Genomic DNA, 13,637 nt, shown 5'->3' on the forward strand with positions numbered 1-13,637 from the left:
CGTTCCCCTCAGGCAGCCTTGACCCGTACGACCTCGGCCTGCTCGGTGTCGAGCACATGTACCGCGCAGGCGAGGCAGGGGTCGAAGGAGTGCACCGTGCGCAACACCTCCAGCGGCTGATCCGGCACGGCGACCGGCGTGTCGACAAGGCAGGCTTCGTACGCGCCCGGCTCATCCTTCTCGTTGCGTGGCGCCGCGTTCCAGGTCGTGGGCACGACGCACTGGTAGTTCTTGATCTTGCCGTCCTCGATCACCACCCAGTGCGACAGGATGCCGCGCGGTGCTTCATGGAAGCCCATGCCGCGCTGTTCGCCGCGCGGGAAGCTCGGAGCGTTGAAGGTGTCGAGGTCGCCCTTGGCCATGTTGGCGAGGAGCAGGTCCCACTGTTTCGCGAGCTCGTCGACCTGCACCGCGCACGACACCGCGCGCGCGGCGTGGCGGCCGATGGTGGAGTGCAGGGCGTCCAGGCCGACCTGGATGCCGGCGATGGATGACACGCGCTCGAGCGTGGCGGTGGCGTACTTCGTCGTGGGCTCGTGACCGGCGGCGAGCATGGTCAGCACGCGTGCCAGCGGTCCGACCTGCATCGGCTTGCCGTACAGGGTCGGCGCCTTCAGCCAGGAATACTTGCCCTCGTCCTGGAAGTCGGTGTACTTCGGCGAGGTTTCGCCGTCGTAGGGGTGCAGCGTGGCAGCGTCACCCGCCTTGTACTCGTACCAGGAGTGCTTGACCGCCTCGCTGACCCCCTTGAGCAGGTATTCGTCGGCGAAGCTGCGGATCTCGGTGAACTGGCCCAGATCGCCGTTGGCGATGTGGCCACCGGGCAGCGCAAAGGTCTCGCCCTTGCCGTCGAGCGGGATGTCCGGGGCGGAGAGGTAGTCGACGATCCCGCGGCCGATCTGGGTCCACTCGGGGTAGAAGGCGCCGATCGCCGCGACGTCGACCAGGTAGACGTTCTTGACGAAGTCGTCCAGCTTGTCGATCCAGCCCTTGATCGCCATGAGGCGCTCGACGGTCAGTACCGACTGTGCATCGACAGCGAGCGGGTTGGCCACGCCGCCGACCGCAACGTTCTGGATGTGGGGGGTCTTGGAGCCGAGGATGGAGACGATCTTGTTGGCGTAGCGCTGCACTTCCAGCGCCTGCAGGTAGTGCGACACCGCGATCAGGTTCACCTCGGGCGGCAGCTTCATGGCGGGGTGGCCCCAGTAGCCGTTGGTGAAGATGCCGAGTTGGCCGGTGCCGACGAAGCCCGACAGGCGCTCCTTGACCTTGGCGAACTCGTGCTTCGAATTGCCCGACCAGGTCGACAGGCTCTCTGCCAGCGCAGCAGCCTTGGCCGGATCGGCCTTGAGCGCGCTGGTGACATCCACCCAGTCGAGGGCCGACAGGTGGTAGAAGTGCACGATGTGGTCGTGGATGGCGTGCGCGAGGATGATCAGGTTGCGGATGTAGTTGGCGTTGAGCGGGATCTCCAGCTTCAGCGCGTTTTCCACCGCACGCACCGAGCAGATCGCGTGCACCGTGGTGCACACGCCGCAGATGCGCTGGGTGATCGCCCACGCGTCGCGCGGGTCGCGACCGGTCAGGATGTTCTCGACGCCGCGCCACATCTGTCCCGAGGCCCAGGCCTTGGCGACACGGCCGTCGGCGACCTCCACGTCCACCCGCAGGTGGCCTTCGATGCGGGTGACGGGGTCGATGACGATACGTTGGCTCATGTGCTGGGTCTCCTTAGCGGGTGGCGGCGCGCAGGGCTGCGGCGGCAGGGGTGTGAGGCGCGTCTTCGCGCGGCAGAACCGGGAAGCGGCGGGTGATGACGATGTAGCCGAGCACTTCGATGGCGAACATGCCGAAGGTGACGAGCAGCTCGGAAACGGACGGGAAGTAGGACCAGCCCTCGCCGGTGTCGTAGCCGATGAGGAAGGCGTTGATGCGCAGCAGCACCCCACCCATCATCAGCAGCGCACCACCGACGAAGAGCCGGGCCGGGTTGCGGCGCTGGGCCTCGGTGCGCAGCAGCACGAAGGGCGACAGGAAGCAGGCGGTCTCGAGCCAGAACATGAACGCGCGGAAGTCGGCGGTGAAGGCGTGGCCGAGCGCGCCGCGCACGATGAGATCGCCGAAGCGCACGATCATGAACACCGCCAGCACGCCAAGCATGATCTTCGCCAGCGGGGTCAGCAGGTGCATCTCGATCGAGCGCCGGTAGCCGGCCGCGGCCAGGCAGGACTCGAACAGCACCACCGCATAGCCGATCGTGATCGCCGAGAGCAGGAAGATCAGTGGCAGCAGCATGGTCTGCCACAGCGGATGGATCTGGGTGCCGAACACGATCAGCAGCGAACCCAGCGAGCTCTGGTGCATCATCGGCAGCACGGTGCCCAGGGCGATGAAGAAGAACATCACCTTGTTCAGCTTGCGGCGCGCGTCCTTCATGCCCCACTTCTCGAGGAAGGCCGGCGAGAACTCGATCCACATCACGATGATGTAGAGCGAGATGCACAGCGCCACTTCGAACATCACCGAGTTGGGCGACGCGTAGCTCGGGCTGAGGATGTGCCAGAAATTCCACCAGCGGCCGAGGTCGAAGATCACGCCGACGCCGGCCAGGGTGTAGCCGAACAGGCTGGCGAGCAGGGCCGGACGAACCAGGGGGTGATATTCGCCCTTGTTGAAGATGTACACCAGCATCGCGATCGAGAAGCCGCCGCAGGCGAAGGCGGAGCCGATCACCACGTCGGCCACCACCCAGATGCCCCAGGGGTAGCCGTCGTTGAGGTGGGTGACCTCGCCCAGGCCGTAGATGAATCGCACGGCGAGGATGGCGAGCGCGGCGAGGATCAGCACGCCGCAGGTGAAGGTCACCGGCGTCAGCAGCCGGCCGCCGACCGGTGCGGGCGCGGCGTGGGTGTGATTACTCATGGCGCTTGCCCCCGTCTTGGGTGTCGTGCATCGGGTCGTCGTGAATTTCGTCGTCGTGCTTCACGTTGCGCTTGGCCACCCAGCTCATCACGCCGAGCACGGCGAGCGGCAGCACGAGGCCGCCGTAGAGCGTGTGCTGGAGGGTTTCGGACTGGGACGAGAAGGAGCGTTCGGGCAGCGGCTTGTGGCCGAGCTTGTCAAAGGCGACCGCGGAGAGCTTGAACATCTGCGTGCCGCCGACTTCCTTCTCGCCATAGACGTGCTGCACATAGCGCGGCGCCGGGCCTTCCCAGGCGGGCTGGTCGGCGGTGTCGAGGTTGCCGCGCGGCCATACGGTGGCGGCGCCTTCCTCGAGCGCGAGCCGGCGGTGGGCCTCGGCCTTGAGCGAGGAGACCTTGCCAAACAGCGTCGCGCCGGTGGGGCAGACCTCTGCGCAGGCGGCGTACTTGCCCTCGGGCAGGAGGTGGCGGCACAGCTCGCACTTGCCGATCTGGCCGGTGGGCGAGTCGTAGTCGTACTTGGGGATTCCGAAGGGACAGGCGGCGACGCAGTAGCGGCAGCCGATGCAGGCGTCGGCGTCGTACTGCACGATGCCGGTGACCGGGTCCTTGGTCATCGCCGACACAGGACAGGCTGACACGCAGCTCGGGTCCACGCAGTGCAGGCAGGACACCTTCATGAAGGCGTAGCCGTCCTCTTCCTGGCCGCGGTTCATGCCCGTGCCCGACTGCCAGGCCTTGATCACGTTGAAGGTGCGCGCCGTGGTGTCGAGCGGCATGTCCCACAGCCCGTGGGTGGGCGTGTTGTAGTCCAGCGGGAGGTCGTTGGCTTCCTTGCAGGCGGCCACGCAGGCCTTGCATCCGATGCACAGGGTGGAGTCGAACAGCAGTCCGATTGCATCGGGGGAGATCTCTGCATTGCCCCGGGCCTGTACCGAAGGACTGGCGGCAGCCCCCGCCGCCACCGCGCCGCCGGCAAGGGCGAGGCGGAAGAAATCGCGCCGGCCGTTCATGTCAGGCGCCCTCGCGTTCGGTCGGCTTGGCGGCGGCCTCGCTGGCGGCGTGCTGCTTGCCGAGGTTGCGGGCCAGCACCGCGCCTGCGCCGGCCGCAGCCCCTGCGACGGCGGCCAGCACTGCGGCCGAGCCGAGGGTGGCGCCCTGGCCCTGGGATTCGTGGATGCCGGGGTAGAGCGCGGGCGGCTCTACGTTCTTGACCTTGGCGAGCATGTGGATCGGCTTGGTGAAGCCGACGCCTTCCTCGGTACAGCCGATGCAGGGGTGTCCGCAGCCGACCGGCCAGGTGCCGGCGCCGGCGTCGCCGAACATCACGGTGGGGCAGTTGGCATAGGTTTCCGGCCCCTTGCAGCCGAGCTTGTACAGGCAGTAGCCCTTGCGGTGCCCGTCGTCGCCGAATTCCATCGCGAAGCGGCCGGCGTCGTAGTGCGCGCGGCGCTCGCAGTTCTCGTGCACCAGGCGCGAGTAGGCGAACAGTGGGCGGCTCTGCGCGTCTACCGGCGGCAGGGCGCCGAAGGTGAGGAAGTGAACGACGGTGGCGAGGAAGTTGTAGGGGTTGGGCGGGCAGCCGGGAATGCTCACCACCGGCTTGTCGATGATTTTGTTCACCCCCACCGCGCCGGTGGGGTTGGGGTCGGTCGCCGGCATGCCGCCCCAGGAGGCACAGGAGCCGATCGCGATCACTGCCGCGGCGTCCTGCGCGCATTCGCGCGTGAGTTCGATCGCGGTCTGGTTGCCTACCTTGCAATACACACCACCATCGCGGGTGGGGATGGCGCCCTCGACCACCAGCAGGTACTTGCCCTTGTGGCGTTCCATTGCCGCCTTGCGCGCCGCCTCGACCTGATGGCCGGCCGCGGCGAACAGGGTCTCGTGGTAGTCGAGCGAGATCACGTCGAGGATCAGCTTTTCGAGCGTGGGGTGCTCGGCGCGCAGCATGGATTCGGTACAGCCGGTGCACTCCTGGAAGTGCAGCCAGATCACCGACGGGCGCTCGGCGGCTTCCATGGCCTTCGCGACCGCAGCCTCGGCGCCCTTGGGCAGGCCGAGCGTGGTGGCGAGCGTGGCACAGAACTGCAGGAAGCTGCGCCGGCTCATTTCGAGGCGTGATTCGATCGGACGCCCGGGCTCGGTGGCGCTTGTCGTAGGTGCTGTAAGCATGTGTCTCCCCTCGCGTTCGAGAAGCGGCGTTTGCCGCAAGATCGGGTAAGGGAGATCAAGAAGCGTGCCAGCGTGCCGCATGGCCCTGAAACCCCGGGCGGCAACGCCTGCAGCCTGCGAGGCTGCAAAGGGGGTGGACGCGCTGCGCTCATCTGCGTGCAGAACCGATCAGTTTCTTTTCACCTGCGGGCAGGGCGCGTTCGCCTGGCCTCCGTGGCGCGCGAATTCTAGAATCCCGAACCATCAACCGTTTCTGGAACTGATCCATGCCCGCACTGCTTCGCCAGGCGCTTGTCCTGCTCGCCGCCTCCGCTCTCTCTGGCTGCGGCCTTTTCAGCGCGTCACGCCCGGCCGTGGAGGGGGCTGCGGAGCGTGCTGCCGTCGCACTGCTCGATCCGCAGGCGCCGATGCGCTTCCGCTGCGGCGAGCGGACGGTGACGCTGCGCCACTTCGGAGAACTGGCCACGCTTACGGTGGAGGGGCGGAGCTGGACGTTGCGGCCCGAGCGCACTGCGTCGGGTGCGAGGATGGTGTCGGTCGATGACGATCGCACCTGGATCTGGGTCAAGGGTGATGCGGCGATGCTCGAACTGGACGGCGCGCCTCAGCCCCGCTGCGGCCTGGCGGTGGAGAAGCCTTTGTTCCGCGCGGTGGGCAATGAACCGGCCTGGCGGCTGGATGTGCGCGCCGACGGGCTGTCGCTGCTGCTCGATCAGGGCGATACGCACGTGTTCGCGCCCAGCCCCCTCGTCGTCGACGGCGAGGGCCTGCGCAGCTACGAGGCGATGTCCGCCGGTGGGGCGCTCAGCGCGCTGGTGTTCGACCGCTACTGCGAGGACGGTATGAGCGGCATGCCGCACCCGAACAGGGTGGAAGTGCGCTGGCAGGACCGGGTGCTCCAGGGTTGCGGTGGCGACCCTGCGGCGCTGCTGCAGGGCGAGCCCTGGGAAGTGGTCGAGCTCGACGGTCAGCCCGTGGCCGAACCCGCGCGCATGACGATTGGCTTTGGTGCCGAGGGGCGCCTGTCCGGCCTCGCCGCGTGCAACCGCTATTTCGCCGAATACGCCTTGTCGGGCGAAGGGCTGCGACTGTCGCCGCTGGGTGCGACGAAGATGGCGTGCGAACCGCGTGCGATGGATGAGGAGCATCGCTTCATGCAGGCCGCCGGGCAGGTCGACGGTTTTGCCATTGCGGCGGATGGCACGCTGCGCCTGCTGGCCGGCGGGCGGGTGCGGATGCAGGCGAGGCGGCGCTGAGGACACTGCGCTCGCGGGAGCAACTGCGTGTGGGGGCAGGCTTGCCCGCGAAGGTGGCAAGACCAGGCGCCATTCTCGCGGGCGCGCCTGCGCCCACGGCAAAGCCTGCTGCAATCAGCGGCGTGCCTGGCGTGCCGCCTCCACCTCTTCCGGGCGCAGGCGTGCGGCGAGCTTGTCGAGCACGCCATTGACGAACTTGTGCCCGTCGGTGCCGCCGTAGCCCTTGGCGAGTTCGATGGCCTCGTTGATCACCACGCGGTACGGCGTGTCGATGTTGTGGCGCAGTTCGTGGGTGCCGAGCAGCAGGATGGCGTGCTCGATCGGCGAGAGCTCCGCGACCGGGCGCGACAGCAGCGGCGTGAAGCAGTCGCGCAGCTCGTCGGCGCTACCGGTTGCGCCGCGCAGCAGGCTGACGAACAGCTCACGGTCGATCTTGTCGAGGTTCTCGGTTTCCGATTCCAGGTGACGTTGGACCGTGCTCGCTGAGTTGCCCGACAGCAGCCATTGATACACGCCCTGCAGCGCGAGTTCGCGCGCGCGGCGGCGAGCCATCTTGCTCGTCGGGTTGGGGGCGCCGGCGCCCTCTGCCTGCGGATCGTTCATTTCGTTCATCGGATCACCTTCAGCAGATTCGCCATCTCGACCGCCGTGCGGGCGCAATCGGCGCCTTTCTCATGCATGCGGGCGATGGCCTGGTCGTCGTCTTCGGTGGTCAGCACGCCGTTGGCGATCGGGATGCCGGTGTCGAGGCCGACGCGGGTGACGCCCGCGCCCATCTCGTTGGAAACCAGCTCGAAGTGGTAGGTCTCGCCGCGGATCACCGCGCCGAGCGCCACTAGCGCGTCGAAGCGGCCGCTTCTGCCCATGGTCTGCAGCACGAGCGGGATCTCCAGCGCGCCGGGCACGGTGACGATGTGCATGTCCTCGCGCGCGACGCCGAGGGTGAGCAGCGTGTCCACGCAGGCCGATAGCAGGCCTTCGCAGATGTCGAGGTTGAAGCGCGCCATGACGATGCCCACGCGCACGCCGGCGCCGGCGAAGCTGGGGTCGGTTTCGGTGACGCCGTCGTAGCGCGACTGGCGGCGGGCGTTTTCGGATTCGTTACGTTGCATGCGGTTCTCTGTGGTTCGTTCAGTTCTTGTCGACGAAGCCGGTGATCTCCAGCCCGAAGCCGGTCATGCTGGGGATCTTGCGAGGGCTGGCGAGCACACGCATCTTGCCTACGTTCAGCGCACGCAGGATCTGGGCACCGACGCCAAAGAGCCGGGCGTCCCACTTCACCGTGGGGCGGGCCTGGCTGCCACTGAGGCTGGCGAGCAATTCCCGACCCGACTGCGGGCGATAGAGCAGCACGATCACCCCCGCCTCGGCCTCGGCCAGGGTGGCGAGCGCCTTGTTGATCGGGAAGCTGTGCCGGCCACTGCCGGTATCGAGGAAATCGAGCACCGAGATCGGCTCATGCACCCGCACTAGGGTCTCGCGCTCGGGGGTGATGTCGCCGCGCGACAGCGCGAAGTGCACGTCGCCCGAGGTCTTGTCCTCGAAGGCGGTGAGGCGGAAGGGGCCGTGCGCGGTATCCACGTCCTTCTCCGTGACCTTCTCGACCAGGTGGTCGTTGGCGGCGCGGTACTCGATCAGGTCGCGGATTGCGCCGATCTTGAGGCCGTGCGCCTTGCCGAACTCGATGAGATCGGGCAGGCGCGCCATGGTGCCGTCGTCCTTGAGGATCTCGCAGATCACCGCGGCGGGCTCCAGCCCGGCGAGCTGGGCGAGGTCGCAGCCGGCCTCGGTGTGACCGGCGCGGATCAGCACGCCGCCCTTCTGGGCGGTGAGCGGGAAGATGTGGCCGGGGGTGACGATGTCTTCCGGCCGGGCTTGGCGGGCGACCGCGACCTGCACGGTGCGCGCGCGATCGTGGGCCGAGATGCCGGTGGTGACGCCGGTGGCGGCCTCGATCGACACCGTGAACGCGGTGCCGTGCGGCGTGCGGTTGTCGCGCACCATCTGCTGCAGGCCGAGCTGGCGGCAACGCTCGTCGGTGAGCGTCAGGCAGATCAGGCCGCGGCCGTGCTTGGCCATGAAGTTGATCGCCTCGGGGGTGACGAATTCGGCCGCCATCACGAGGTCGCCCTCGTTCTCGCGGTCTTCCTCGTCGACCAGGATGACCATGCGGCCGGCCTCGATGTCGGCGATGATCTCGGTAATCGGCGCGAGTGCGCTCATGCTGTGTCCTCTGTCTTGTGTTGCGGGCGCGCGGTGGCTCAGGCCTGTGCGGCCTCGTCCTTCTTCCACTCGAGCATGCGCTCGACGTAGCGTGCGATGAGGTCGATCTCGAGATTGACCTTGCTGTCGGCTTGCAGGTGCTTGAGGTTGGTCATCGCCACCGTGTGCGGGATCAGGTTGATCCAGAAGTCGCGCCCTTCGACGCGGTTCACGGTGAGGCTGACGCCATTGATGGTGATCGAGCCCTTCTTTGCGATGTAGCCGGCGATCGTGGCGGGCGCCCGGATCACCAGTTCGTGACTCTCGCCCACGGGGGCGAACTTCACCACCTCGCCCACGCCGTCCACATGGCCGGTGACGAGGTGGCCGCCGAGGCGGTCGGCCAGACGCAGCGCCTTCTCGAGATTCACCTCGTTGCCGACGGCATCCAGGCCTACGGTGCAGTTCAGCGTCTCGCGTGAGACGTCGTACCGGAGCCTGGCGCCGTCCATCTCCACCACGGTCAGGCATACGCCGCTGTGCGCGACGCTGTCGCCGACGATGATGTCGGACAGATCCAGCCCGTTGGTGTCGACGGTGATGCGGATGCCGTCTGCGAGCGGCGCGATGTGTTCGATGCGACCAACGGCCGCGACGATGCCGGAGAACATGAAGGGTTTGAACCGAAAGGGGAAAGGCGGGATTGTAGGGGAAAAAACCCCGCCTCGCTCAGAGCGCCCGGTCCAGGACGGTCGCGAAGGGCGTTGCCTTCATGAAGCCCACCACCCGCATGCCCTCGCGCTCCTTGCCCGCGGCGTCGAAGAAGATGATGCCCGGCGGGCCGAAAAGGCCGAAGCGCTTGAGCAGCGCCTTGTGCTCCTCGGTGTTGGCGGTGACGTCGGCCTTGAGCAGCAGCATGCGGCCCATGCGCTCGGCCACGCCGGCGTCGGTGAAGGTGAAGCGCTCCATCTCCTTGCACGACACGCACCAGTCGGCATAGAAGTCGAGCAGCACCGGGCGGTCGGTGGCGGCCAGCCGCGCGTCGAGCTCGGCGACGGAGTTAACCTTGTCGAATTGCGGCACGTTGAACGGCGCCGCGGCCTGCGCGCGCAGCACCGAGAGCGGCTGCAGCGGGTCGCGCGAGCCGGCGAGCGCGCCCACCAGGATCGCCGCGCCGGCCAGCAGCAGCACTACGCCCACGCCTTTCCAGAAGCGCTGCCAGCCCCTGGCCTGCGGCGGCAGCGGGTCGATCGCGTGCAGGAAGATGGCGGAGAACAGCAGCAGCGCCGCCCAACCCAGCATCATCGCCAGCGGCGGAATCACCGGGGTAATCATCCACAGCGCCACCGCGAGCAGCATCACGCCGAAGGCCTTCTTGACGCCCTCCATCCAGGGCCCGACCTTGGGCAGCAGGCTGCGCGAGGCCACGCCCACCGCCAGCAGCGGCGCACCCGTGCCCAGGCCCATCGCGAACAGCGCCCAGCCGCCCAGCACCGCATCGCCGGTCTGCGCGATGTAGAGCAGGGCGCCGGCCAGCGGTGCTGCCACGCAGGGGCCGACGATGAGCGCCGACAGCACGCCCATCACGATCACCCCGCCCAGGCTGCCGCCTTTGCCGTGGCTCGCGGTGTCTGCCAGCCTGCTTTGCAGCGCGGTGGGCAGTTGCAGCTCGTAGAAGCCGAACATGGACAGCGACAGCAGCACGAAGACAAGGGCGAAGGCCGACAGCACCCACACGTTCTGCAGCGCGGCGGTCAGCATGGTGCCGGACAGCCCGGCCGCGACGCCGGCGAGCGCGTAGGTTGCCGCCATGCCCAGCACATAGGCCAGTGACAGCACGAAGGCGCGCATGTGCGACACCTTGTTGCCCTGGCCGACGATGATGCCCGACAGAATCGGGATCATCGGGAAGGTGCAGGGGGTGAACGCGAGCAGCAGGCCGAAACCGAAGAAGCTGGTGAGGATGATGGGGACGCTTGCGCCGGAGAGCAGGCGGGCGATGTCGCCGGTCTCGTCGCTGGAGACGGTGGGCGCGGCCGCTGCGGCCGGTGCCGGCGTGCTCGAGGCGGAGCCTGTTGCGCCCGAGCCTCCGCCCAGGACGCTGTCGAGGAAGCCGCCGCCGGACTTCTTCGGCGGCGCGCTGAGGTCAATCGACACCTGTTGCGTGGTCGGCGGATAGCAGATGCCCCCGTCCCAGCAACCCTGGCTGGTCGCGAACAACTCGAAACGCGTGAGTCCCTCGGGCGCCTCTACCGGAAGCAGGATGCGCAGTTCGCCGCGATGCGTTTCCACCTCGCCGAAGAAGTCGTCCTTCTTCAGCTTGCCCGCAGGCTTCTCTGCGGTCCCGAAGCGCACGCCCTCCGGCTCGGCCTCGAAGCGGAAGTTGTCGCCATACAGGTAGTAGCCCTTCGCCACCTGGAACACCACCTCCACCGTGTGCGCATCGAGCGCCTGCGCACGCATCGCGAAGGCTTTTTCCGGCTCGATCGGGTCGGCCTGGACGGCGGGCACCAGCGCGATGAAGCTGGCCAGCAGCGCGAACAGGCGGATCAGGGCTTGAAGGGGGGCGAGGGGGCGCGCAGAGGAGAACATCGGGGCTCTTCGGAGGGTTGTCGGGAGGGGCGCATGCGAGTCGTGCGGGCGGCTTGGCCTGGCGGCGTCCTCAGCCGGCCGGCGGCCGGGTTTCGGCGCCCACCCAGTCGAGGTAGGCCGCCAGCCCCCGCTCGAAAGGGACCGCCACGATCTCGGGAAGTTCGTACGGGTGGCGGGCGCGGATCGCCGCTTCCAGTTCCGCATAACGTGCGGCTGTGGTCTTGATCAGCACCGGCACCTCGCTGGCCGTCTCCACCGCGCCCTGCCAGCGATAGACCGAGGTGCACGGCGCCATCACGTTCACGCACGCGGCCAGGCCGGCCTCGACCAGCGCGGCGGCGAGGCGCTCGGCGCTATCGTGGTCCGGCAGCGTGGAAAGGACGAGCAGGACACGCCGGTCGTCCAGGGTTTCGTGTGCGGTGGGGGCAGGAACGGACATGGTCAGTCGGTCGGCGTCGGATCGCCTCGGATGGGGGAGGCATTTTCTCAGAAATGGGCGTGGGCCGATCTGCGCGCGATCAAGTGCGTGCAATCCGCTGAGTCTGCGCTTATTCGTTCATTAGAAAATTATTGATCAATTTTTGATATGGCTCAGCGTTTCACGAATGCCAATGGGCTAAACCCCCGCTTTCGGTCATCGGCCGCAACGCGGCAAGACATGGGGGACACATGTTTCTGCTCGATTGGCTACTTGCCAGAGTCCGCCGTGGGCGCGAAGAGGCGCTCCCCGAGTGGGCGTGTTCCGCTGACGAGGGTGACGATGAAGGTGCGCTCGACCTGGCCGCGCGTTACCACGCTGACTTGCTGGTGCGTCTCGTACGCGAGCACCGAAGCATGCTCGACGCCATCGGGGCCATCCAGGGCGCTGCGGCGGATGGCTTGCTGCGCAGCATCGGTCCTCTGCTCGACCGCTTGCGCGTCACGCTTCAGGGCCATGTGCTGGTCGAGAACGTGCGGTTCTACTTCCATCTCGAGCATGTGTTTGCCGAAGACCCGGAAATGCGCGCGCTGATGCAGGCGTTCCGCGAGGACATGGACGAGGTGGGCGCGCAAGCGCTGGCCTTCCTCGCTCGATACGCCGACGTAAGCGAGGAGCCGGCGCTCGAGGAGAGCTTCTTCGATGATTTCGAGCGGGTGATCATCGGCCTCGCACACCGCATCCAGCGCGAGGAGGAGATTCTCTACCCCCTCTACGCGACCGGGTGCATCACCGAGGCTTCAGTCCGCGCTTCGGATCCGGCCCACGGTTTCCAGCCCATCGGCAGCGATCCGCATCACGATGATCTCGCCCGCGGCGGGGAACTCCCCCGAGAGTGAGGTGATGTTTACCTGATGGGTCACCAGCACCAGCGCACGGCCCGGGGCGCGGAAATCGCACGGAAATCGGGGACAGACCACGGTTATTTTCGGCTCTGGCCCCAGCCTCGCACCATTTATTCCCCTCGCCGATCACCATGCCGCGACGCCCACGTCTGTTCCTTAGTGGTGTTCCCATGCACGCGATCCAGCGCGGCAACAATCGCCAGGCATGCTTCTTTGCTGACGACGATTACCGTTTCCACCTGGAGTGGCTCGCCGGCCCGCACGGGGTTGAGTTGCATGCGCTACATCGAACCCAACCATTTCTCTCATCTTGCCCGAACACACTCCCATGACCATAATGACCATAACAGTCAGCAGGAGTCGAACGATGATCACGCAAGCTAGCGCCGTCAGCTTTCGCCAGAACCTCGGCGAGATGCTCAACCAAGTGCAATACCGCCACGACAGCGTGGTGATCAACAAGGACGGCAAGCCCGTCGCAGCGCTCGTCGATGCGCGCCTTTTCGAGCGCATTCGCCGCATGCAGGCGCGTTTCGATGCGCTTTGCCAGCGGATCGAGGCCGGGTATGACGGCGTTCCCGAAGACGAGGGAATCGCCGAGATCGAGGCTGCGGTCGCTGCCGAGCGAGGCGAGCTCAAGCAGCGGGCGGCGGGCTGAGCGTGCCGTCCGCCCTGCGTGTCGTTCTCGACACCAATGTGCTGTTGTCCGGCCTGGCCTACCCGGGGAGCGTGCCGGGCCGTATCGTCGCCGCCTGGCGGCACGGTTCGGTCGAAGTGGTTTTATCGACCTTCATCCTCGAAGAACTGCGCCGCGTGCTGCCACGGCTATCCGCCCGTCACGGCCTGTCGAGCCGTGAAATCGACGATCTTGTGGACATCCTGTCGATCCAGGCCGAACTCGTCGAGCCGGGGCCGGTTGCTGACGAAGCCTTGCGCGACGACAACGACCAGCCCGTGCTCGGCACCCTGCTGGCGGGCATGCGCGCGGGAAGCCTCGACTACCTGATCACCGGCGACAAGGACCTGCTCGCTCTGGCAAACGCCTACCCCATCCTCACGCCCGCCGAGTTTTGGCGTCGGCACGGGGGCGTGTAGCGCCAGCGCGGGGCGGAAATTGGGGTCTGTCCCCTGTTTCGTCTAAAATGCACCATTCGTATGAACTAAT

General features: G+C 67.1%; 14 protein-coding genes. 4 read left to right on the forward strand and 10 right to left on the reverse strand.

The genetic code is table 11. The features are described from left to right. Positions 1–8 precede the first annotated feature (8 nt). Genes ACNKW1_RS10180 through ACNKW1_RS10195 form a run of 4 tightly spaced genes read right to left on the reverse strand, consistent with a single transcriptional unit; the run spans position 9 to position 5,099 of the window. Entirely contained in the window at positions 9–1,721 is a 1,713-nt protein-coding gene (locus ACNKW1_RS10180) for a nickel-dependent hydrogenase large subunit (protein WP_418364465.1), read from the reverse strand. A gap of 13 nt (positions 1,722–1,734) precedes the next feature. Beyond that, positions 1,735–2,925: a Ni/Fe-hydrogenase cytochrome b subunit gene (gene hybB, locus ACNKW1_RS10185; RefSeq protein WP_418364466.1), complete on the reverse strand. Its 1,191-nt coding sequence runs from the start codon at positions 2,923–2,925 to the stop codon at positions 1,735–1,737. Continuing rightward, a complete protein-coding gene (gene hybA, locus ACNKW1_RS10190; RefSeq protein ID WP_418364467.1) occupies positions 2,918–3,937 on the reverse strand; it encodes a hydrogenase 2 operon protein HybA in 1,020 nt (339 codons plus the stop codon). The genes hybB and hybA overlap by 8 nt, the downstream gene beginning before the upstream one ends. 1 nt (position 3,938) lies before the next feature. Continuing rightward, the gene (locus ACNKW1_RS10195) at positions 3,939–5,099 is read right to left on the reverse strand and encodes a hydrogenase small subunit (protein ID WP_418364468.1); all 1,161 of its coding nucleotides are present in this window, start codon (positions 5,097–5,099) and stop codon (positions 3,939–3,941) included. A 266-nt stretch (positions 5,100–5,365) separates the two neighbouring features. On the opposite strand from ACNKW1_RS10195, the gene ACNKW1_RS10200 reads away from it, so the two are divergent. Next, complete coding sequence (locus tag ACNKW1_RS10200; RefSeq protein WP_418364469.1) at positions 5,366–6,355, forward strand: META domain-containing protein; 990 nt, start codon at positions 5,366–5,368, stop codon at positions 6,353–6,355. Positions 6,356–6,469: 114 nt separating this feature from the next. Here the strand turns inward: ACNKW1_RS10200 and nusB are convergent, their stop codons facing one another. From nusB to cutA, 6 genes are all read right to left on the reverse strand, one after another. Next, complete coding sequence (nusB, locus tag ACNKW1_RS10205) at positions 6,470–6,967, reverse strand: transcription antitermination factor NusB (protein ID WP_418364470.1); 498 nt, start codon at positions 6,965–6,967, stop codon at positions 6,470–6,472. Continuing rightward, positions 6,964–7,467 (reverse strand): 6,7-dimethyl-8-ribityllumazine synthase, encoded by a 504-nt coding sequence (ribH, locus tag ACNKW1_RS10210; protein WP_418364471.1) that lies wholly within the window; start codon positions 7,465–7,467, stop codon positions 6,964–6,966. The genes nusB and ribH overlap by 4 nt, the downstream gene beginning before the upstream one ends. A gap of 19 nt (positions 7,468–7,486) precedes the next feature. Next, positions 7,487–8,578: a bifunctional 3,4-dihydroxy-2-butanone-4-phosphate synthase/GTP cyclohydrolase II gene (gene ribBA, locus ACNKW1_RS10215; RefSeq protein WP_418364472.1), complete on the reverse strand. Its 1,092-nt coding sequence runs from the start codon at positions 8,576–8,578 to the stop codon at positions 7,487–7,489. Between the two features lie 38 nt (positions 8,579–8,616). Next, a complete protein-coding gene (locus ACNKW1_RS10220) occupies positions 8,617–9,228 on the reverse strand; it encodes a riboflavin synthase (protein ID WP_418364473.1) in 612 nt (203 codons plus the stop codon). Positions 9,229–9,286: 58 nt separating this feature from the next. Then, positions 9,287–11,149 carry a protein-disulfide reductase DsbD gene (gene dsbD, locus ACNKW1_RS10225; RefSeq protein ID WP_418364474.1) on the reverse strand — a complete coding sequence of 621 codons (1,863 nt, stop codon included), beginning with the start codon at positions 11,147–11,149 and terminating at the stop codon, positions 9,287–9,289. 70 nt (positions 11,150–11,219) lie between these two features. After that, entirely contained in the window at positions 11,220–11,588 is a 369-nt protein-coding gene (gene cutA / locus ACNKW1_RS10230; protein WP_418364475.1) for a divalent-cation tolerance protein CutA, read from the reverse strand. Positions 11,589–11,818: 230 nt separating this feature from the next. Between cutA and ACNKW1_RS10235 the strand changes: the two genes are divergently transcribed. The 3 genes from ACNKW1_RS10235 to ACNKW1_RS10245 all read left to right on the forward strand — a co-directional run bounded on the left by ACNKW1_RS10235 (position 11,819) and on the right by ACNKW1_RS10245 (position 13,567). After that, complete coding sequence (locus tag ACNKW1_RS10235) at positions 11,819–12,466, forward strand: hemerythrin domain-containing protein (RefSeq protein ID WP_418364476.1); 648 nt, start codon at positions 11,819–11,821, stop codon at positions 12,464–12,466. A gap of 373 nt (positions 12,467–12,839) precedes the next feature. After that, entirely contained in the window at positions 12,840–13,130 is a 291-nt protein-coding gene (locus ACNKW1_RS10240; RefSeq protein WP_418364477.1) for a type II toxin-antitoxin system Phd/YefM family antitoxin, read from the forward strand. Positions 13,131–13,132: 2 nt separating this feature from the next. Then, positions 13,133–13,567 (forward strand): putative toxin-antitoxin system toxin component, PIN family, encoded by a 435-nt coding sequence (locus ACNKW1_RS10245; RefSeq protein WP_418364478.1) that lies wholly within the window; start codon positions 13,133–13,135, stop codon positions 13,565–13,567. Positions 13,568–13,637 lie beyond the last annotated feature (70 nt).

Origin of the sequence: Thauera sp. WH-2 (assembly GCF_048321015.1) — a bacterium.
GTDB lineage: Bacteria > Pseudomonadota > Gammaproteobacteria > Burkholderiales > Rhodocyclaceae > Thauera.

What these genes read in the sequence shown, in the direction of transcription:
- ACNKW1_RS10180 (WP_418364465.1), bottom strand. Translation starts at nt 1,721, where the DNA reads ATGAGCCAACGTATCGTCATCGACCCCGTCACCCGCATCGAAGGCCAC.
- hybB (WP_418364466.1), bottom strand. Translation starts at nt 2,925, where the DNA reads ATGAGTAATCACACCCACGCCGCGCCCGCACCGGTCGGCGGCCGGCTG.
- hybA (WP_418364467.1), bottom strand. Translation starts at nt 3,937, where the DNA reads ATGAACGGCCGGCGCGATTTCTTCCGCCTCGCCCTTGCCGGCGGCGCG.
- ACNKW1_RS10195 (WP_418364468.1), bottom strand. Translation starts at nt 5,099, where the DNA reads ATGCTTACAGCACCTACGACAAGCGCCACCGAGCCCGGGCGTCCGATC.
- ACNKW1_RS10200 (WP_418364469.1), top strand. Translation starts at nt 5,366, where the DNA reads ATGCCCGCACTGCTTCGCCAGGCGCTTGTCCTGCTCGCCGCCTCCGCT.
- nusB (WP_418364470.1), bottom strand. Translation starts at nt 6,967, where the DNA reads ATGAACGAAATGAACGATCCGCAGGCAGAGGGCGCCGGCGCCCCCAAC.
- ribH (WP_418364471.1), bottom strand. Translation starts at nt 7,467, where the DNA reads ATGCAACGTAACGAATCCGAAAACGCCCGCCGCCAGTCGCGCTACGAC.
- ribBA (WP_418364472.1), bottom strand. Translation starts at nt 8,578, where the DNA reads ATGAGCGCACTCGCGCCGATTACCGAGATCATCGCCGACATCGAGGCC.
- ACNKW1_RS10220 (WP_418364473.1), bottom strand. Translation starts at nt 9,228, where the DNA reads ATGTTCTCCGGCATCGTCGCGGCCGTTGGTCGCATCGAACACATCGCG.
- dsbD (WP_418364474.1), bottom strand. Translation starts at nt 11,149, where the DNA reads ATGTTCTCCTCTGCGCGCCCCCTCGCCCCCCTTCAAGCCCTGATCCGC.
- cutA (WP_418364475.1), bottom strand. Translation starts at nt 11,588, where the DNA reads ATGTCCGTTCCTGCCCCCACCGCACACGAAACCCTGGACGACCGGCGT.
- ACNKW1_RS10235 (WP_418364476.1), top strand. Translation starts at nt 11,819, where the DNA reads ATGTTTCTGCTCGATTGGCTACTTGCCAGAGTCCGCCGTGGGCGCGAA.
- ACNKW1_RS10240 (WP_418364477.1), top strand. Translation starts at nt 12,840, where the DNA reads ATGATCACGCAAGCTAGCGCCGTCAGCTTTCGCCAGAACCTCGGCGAG.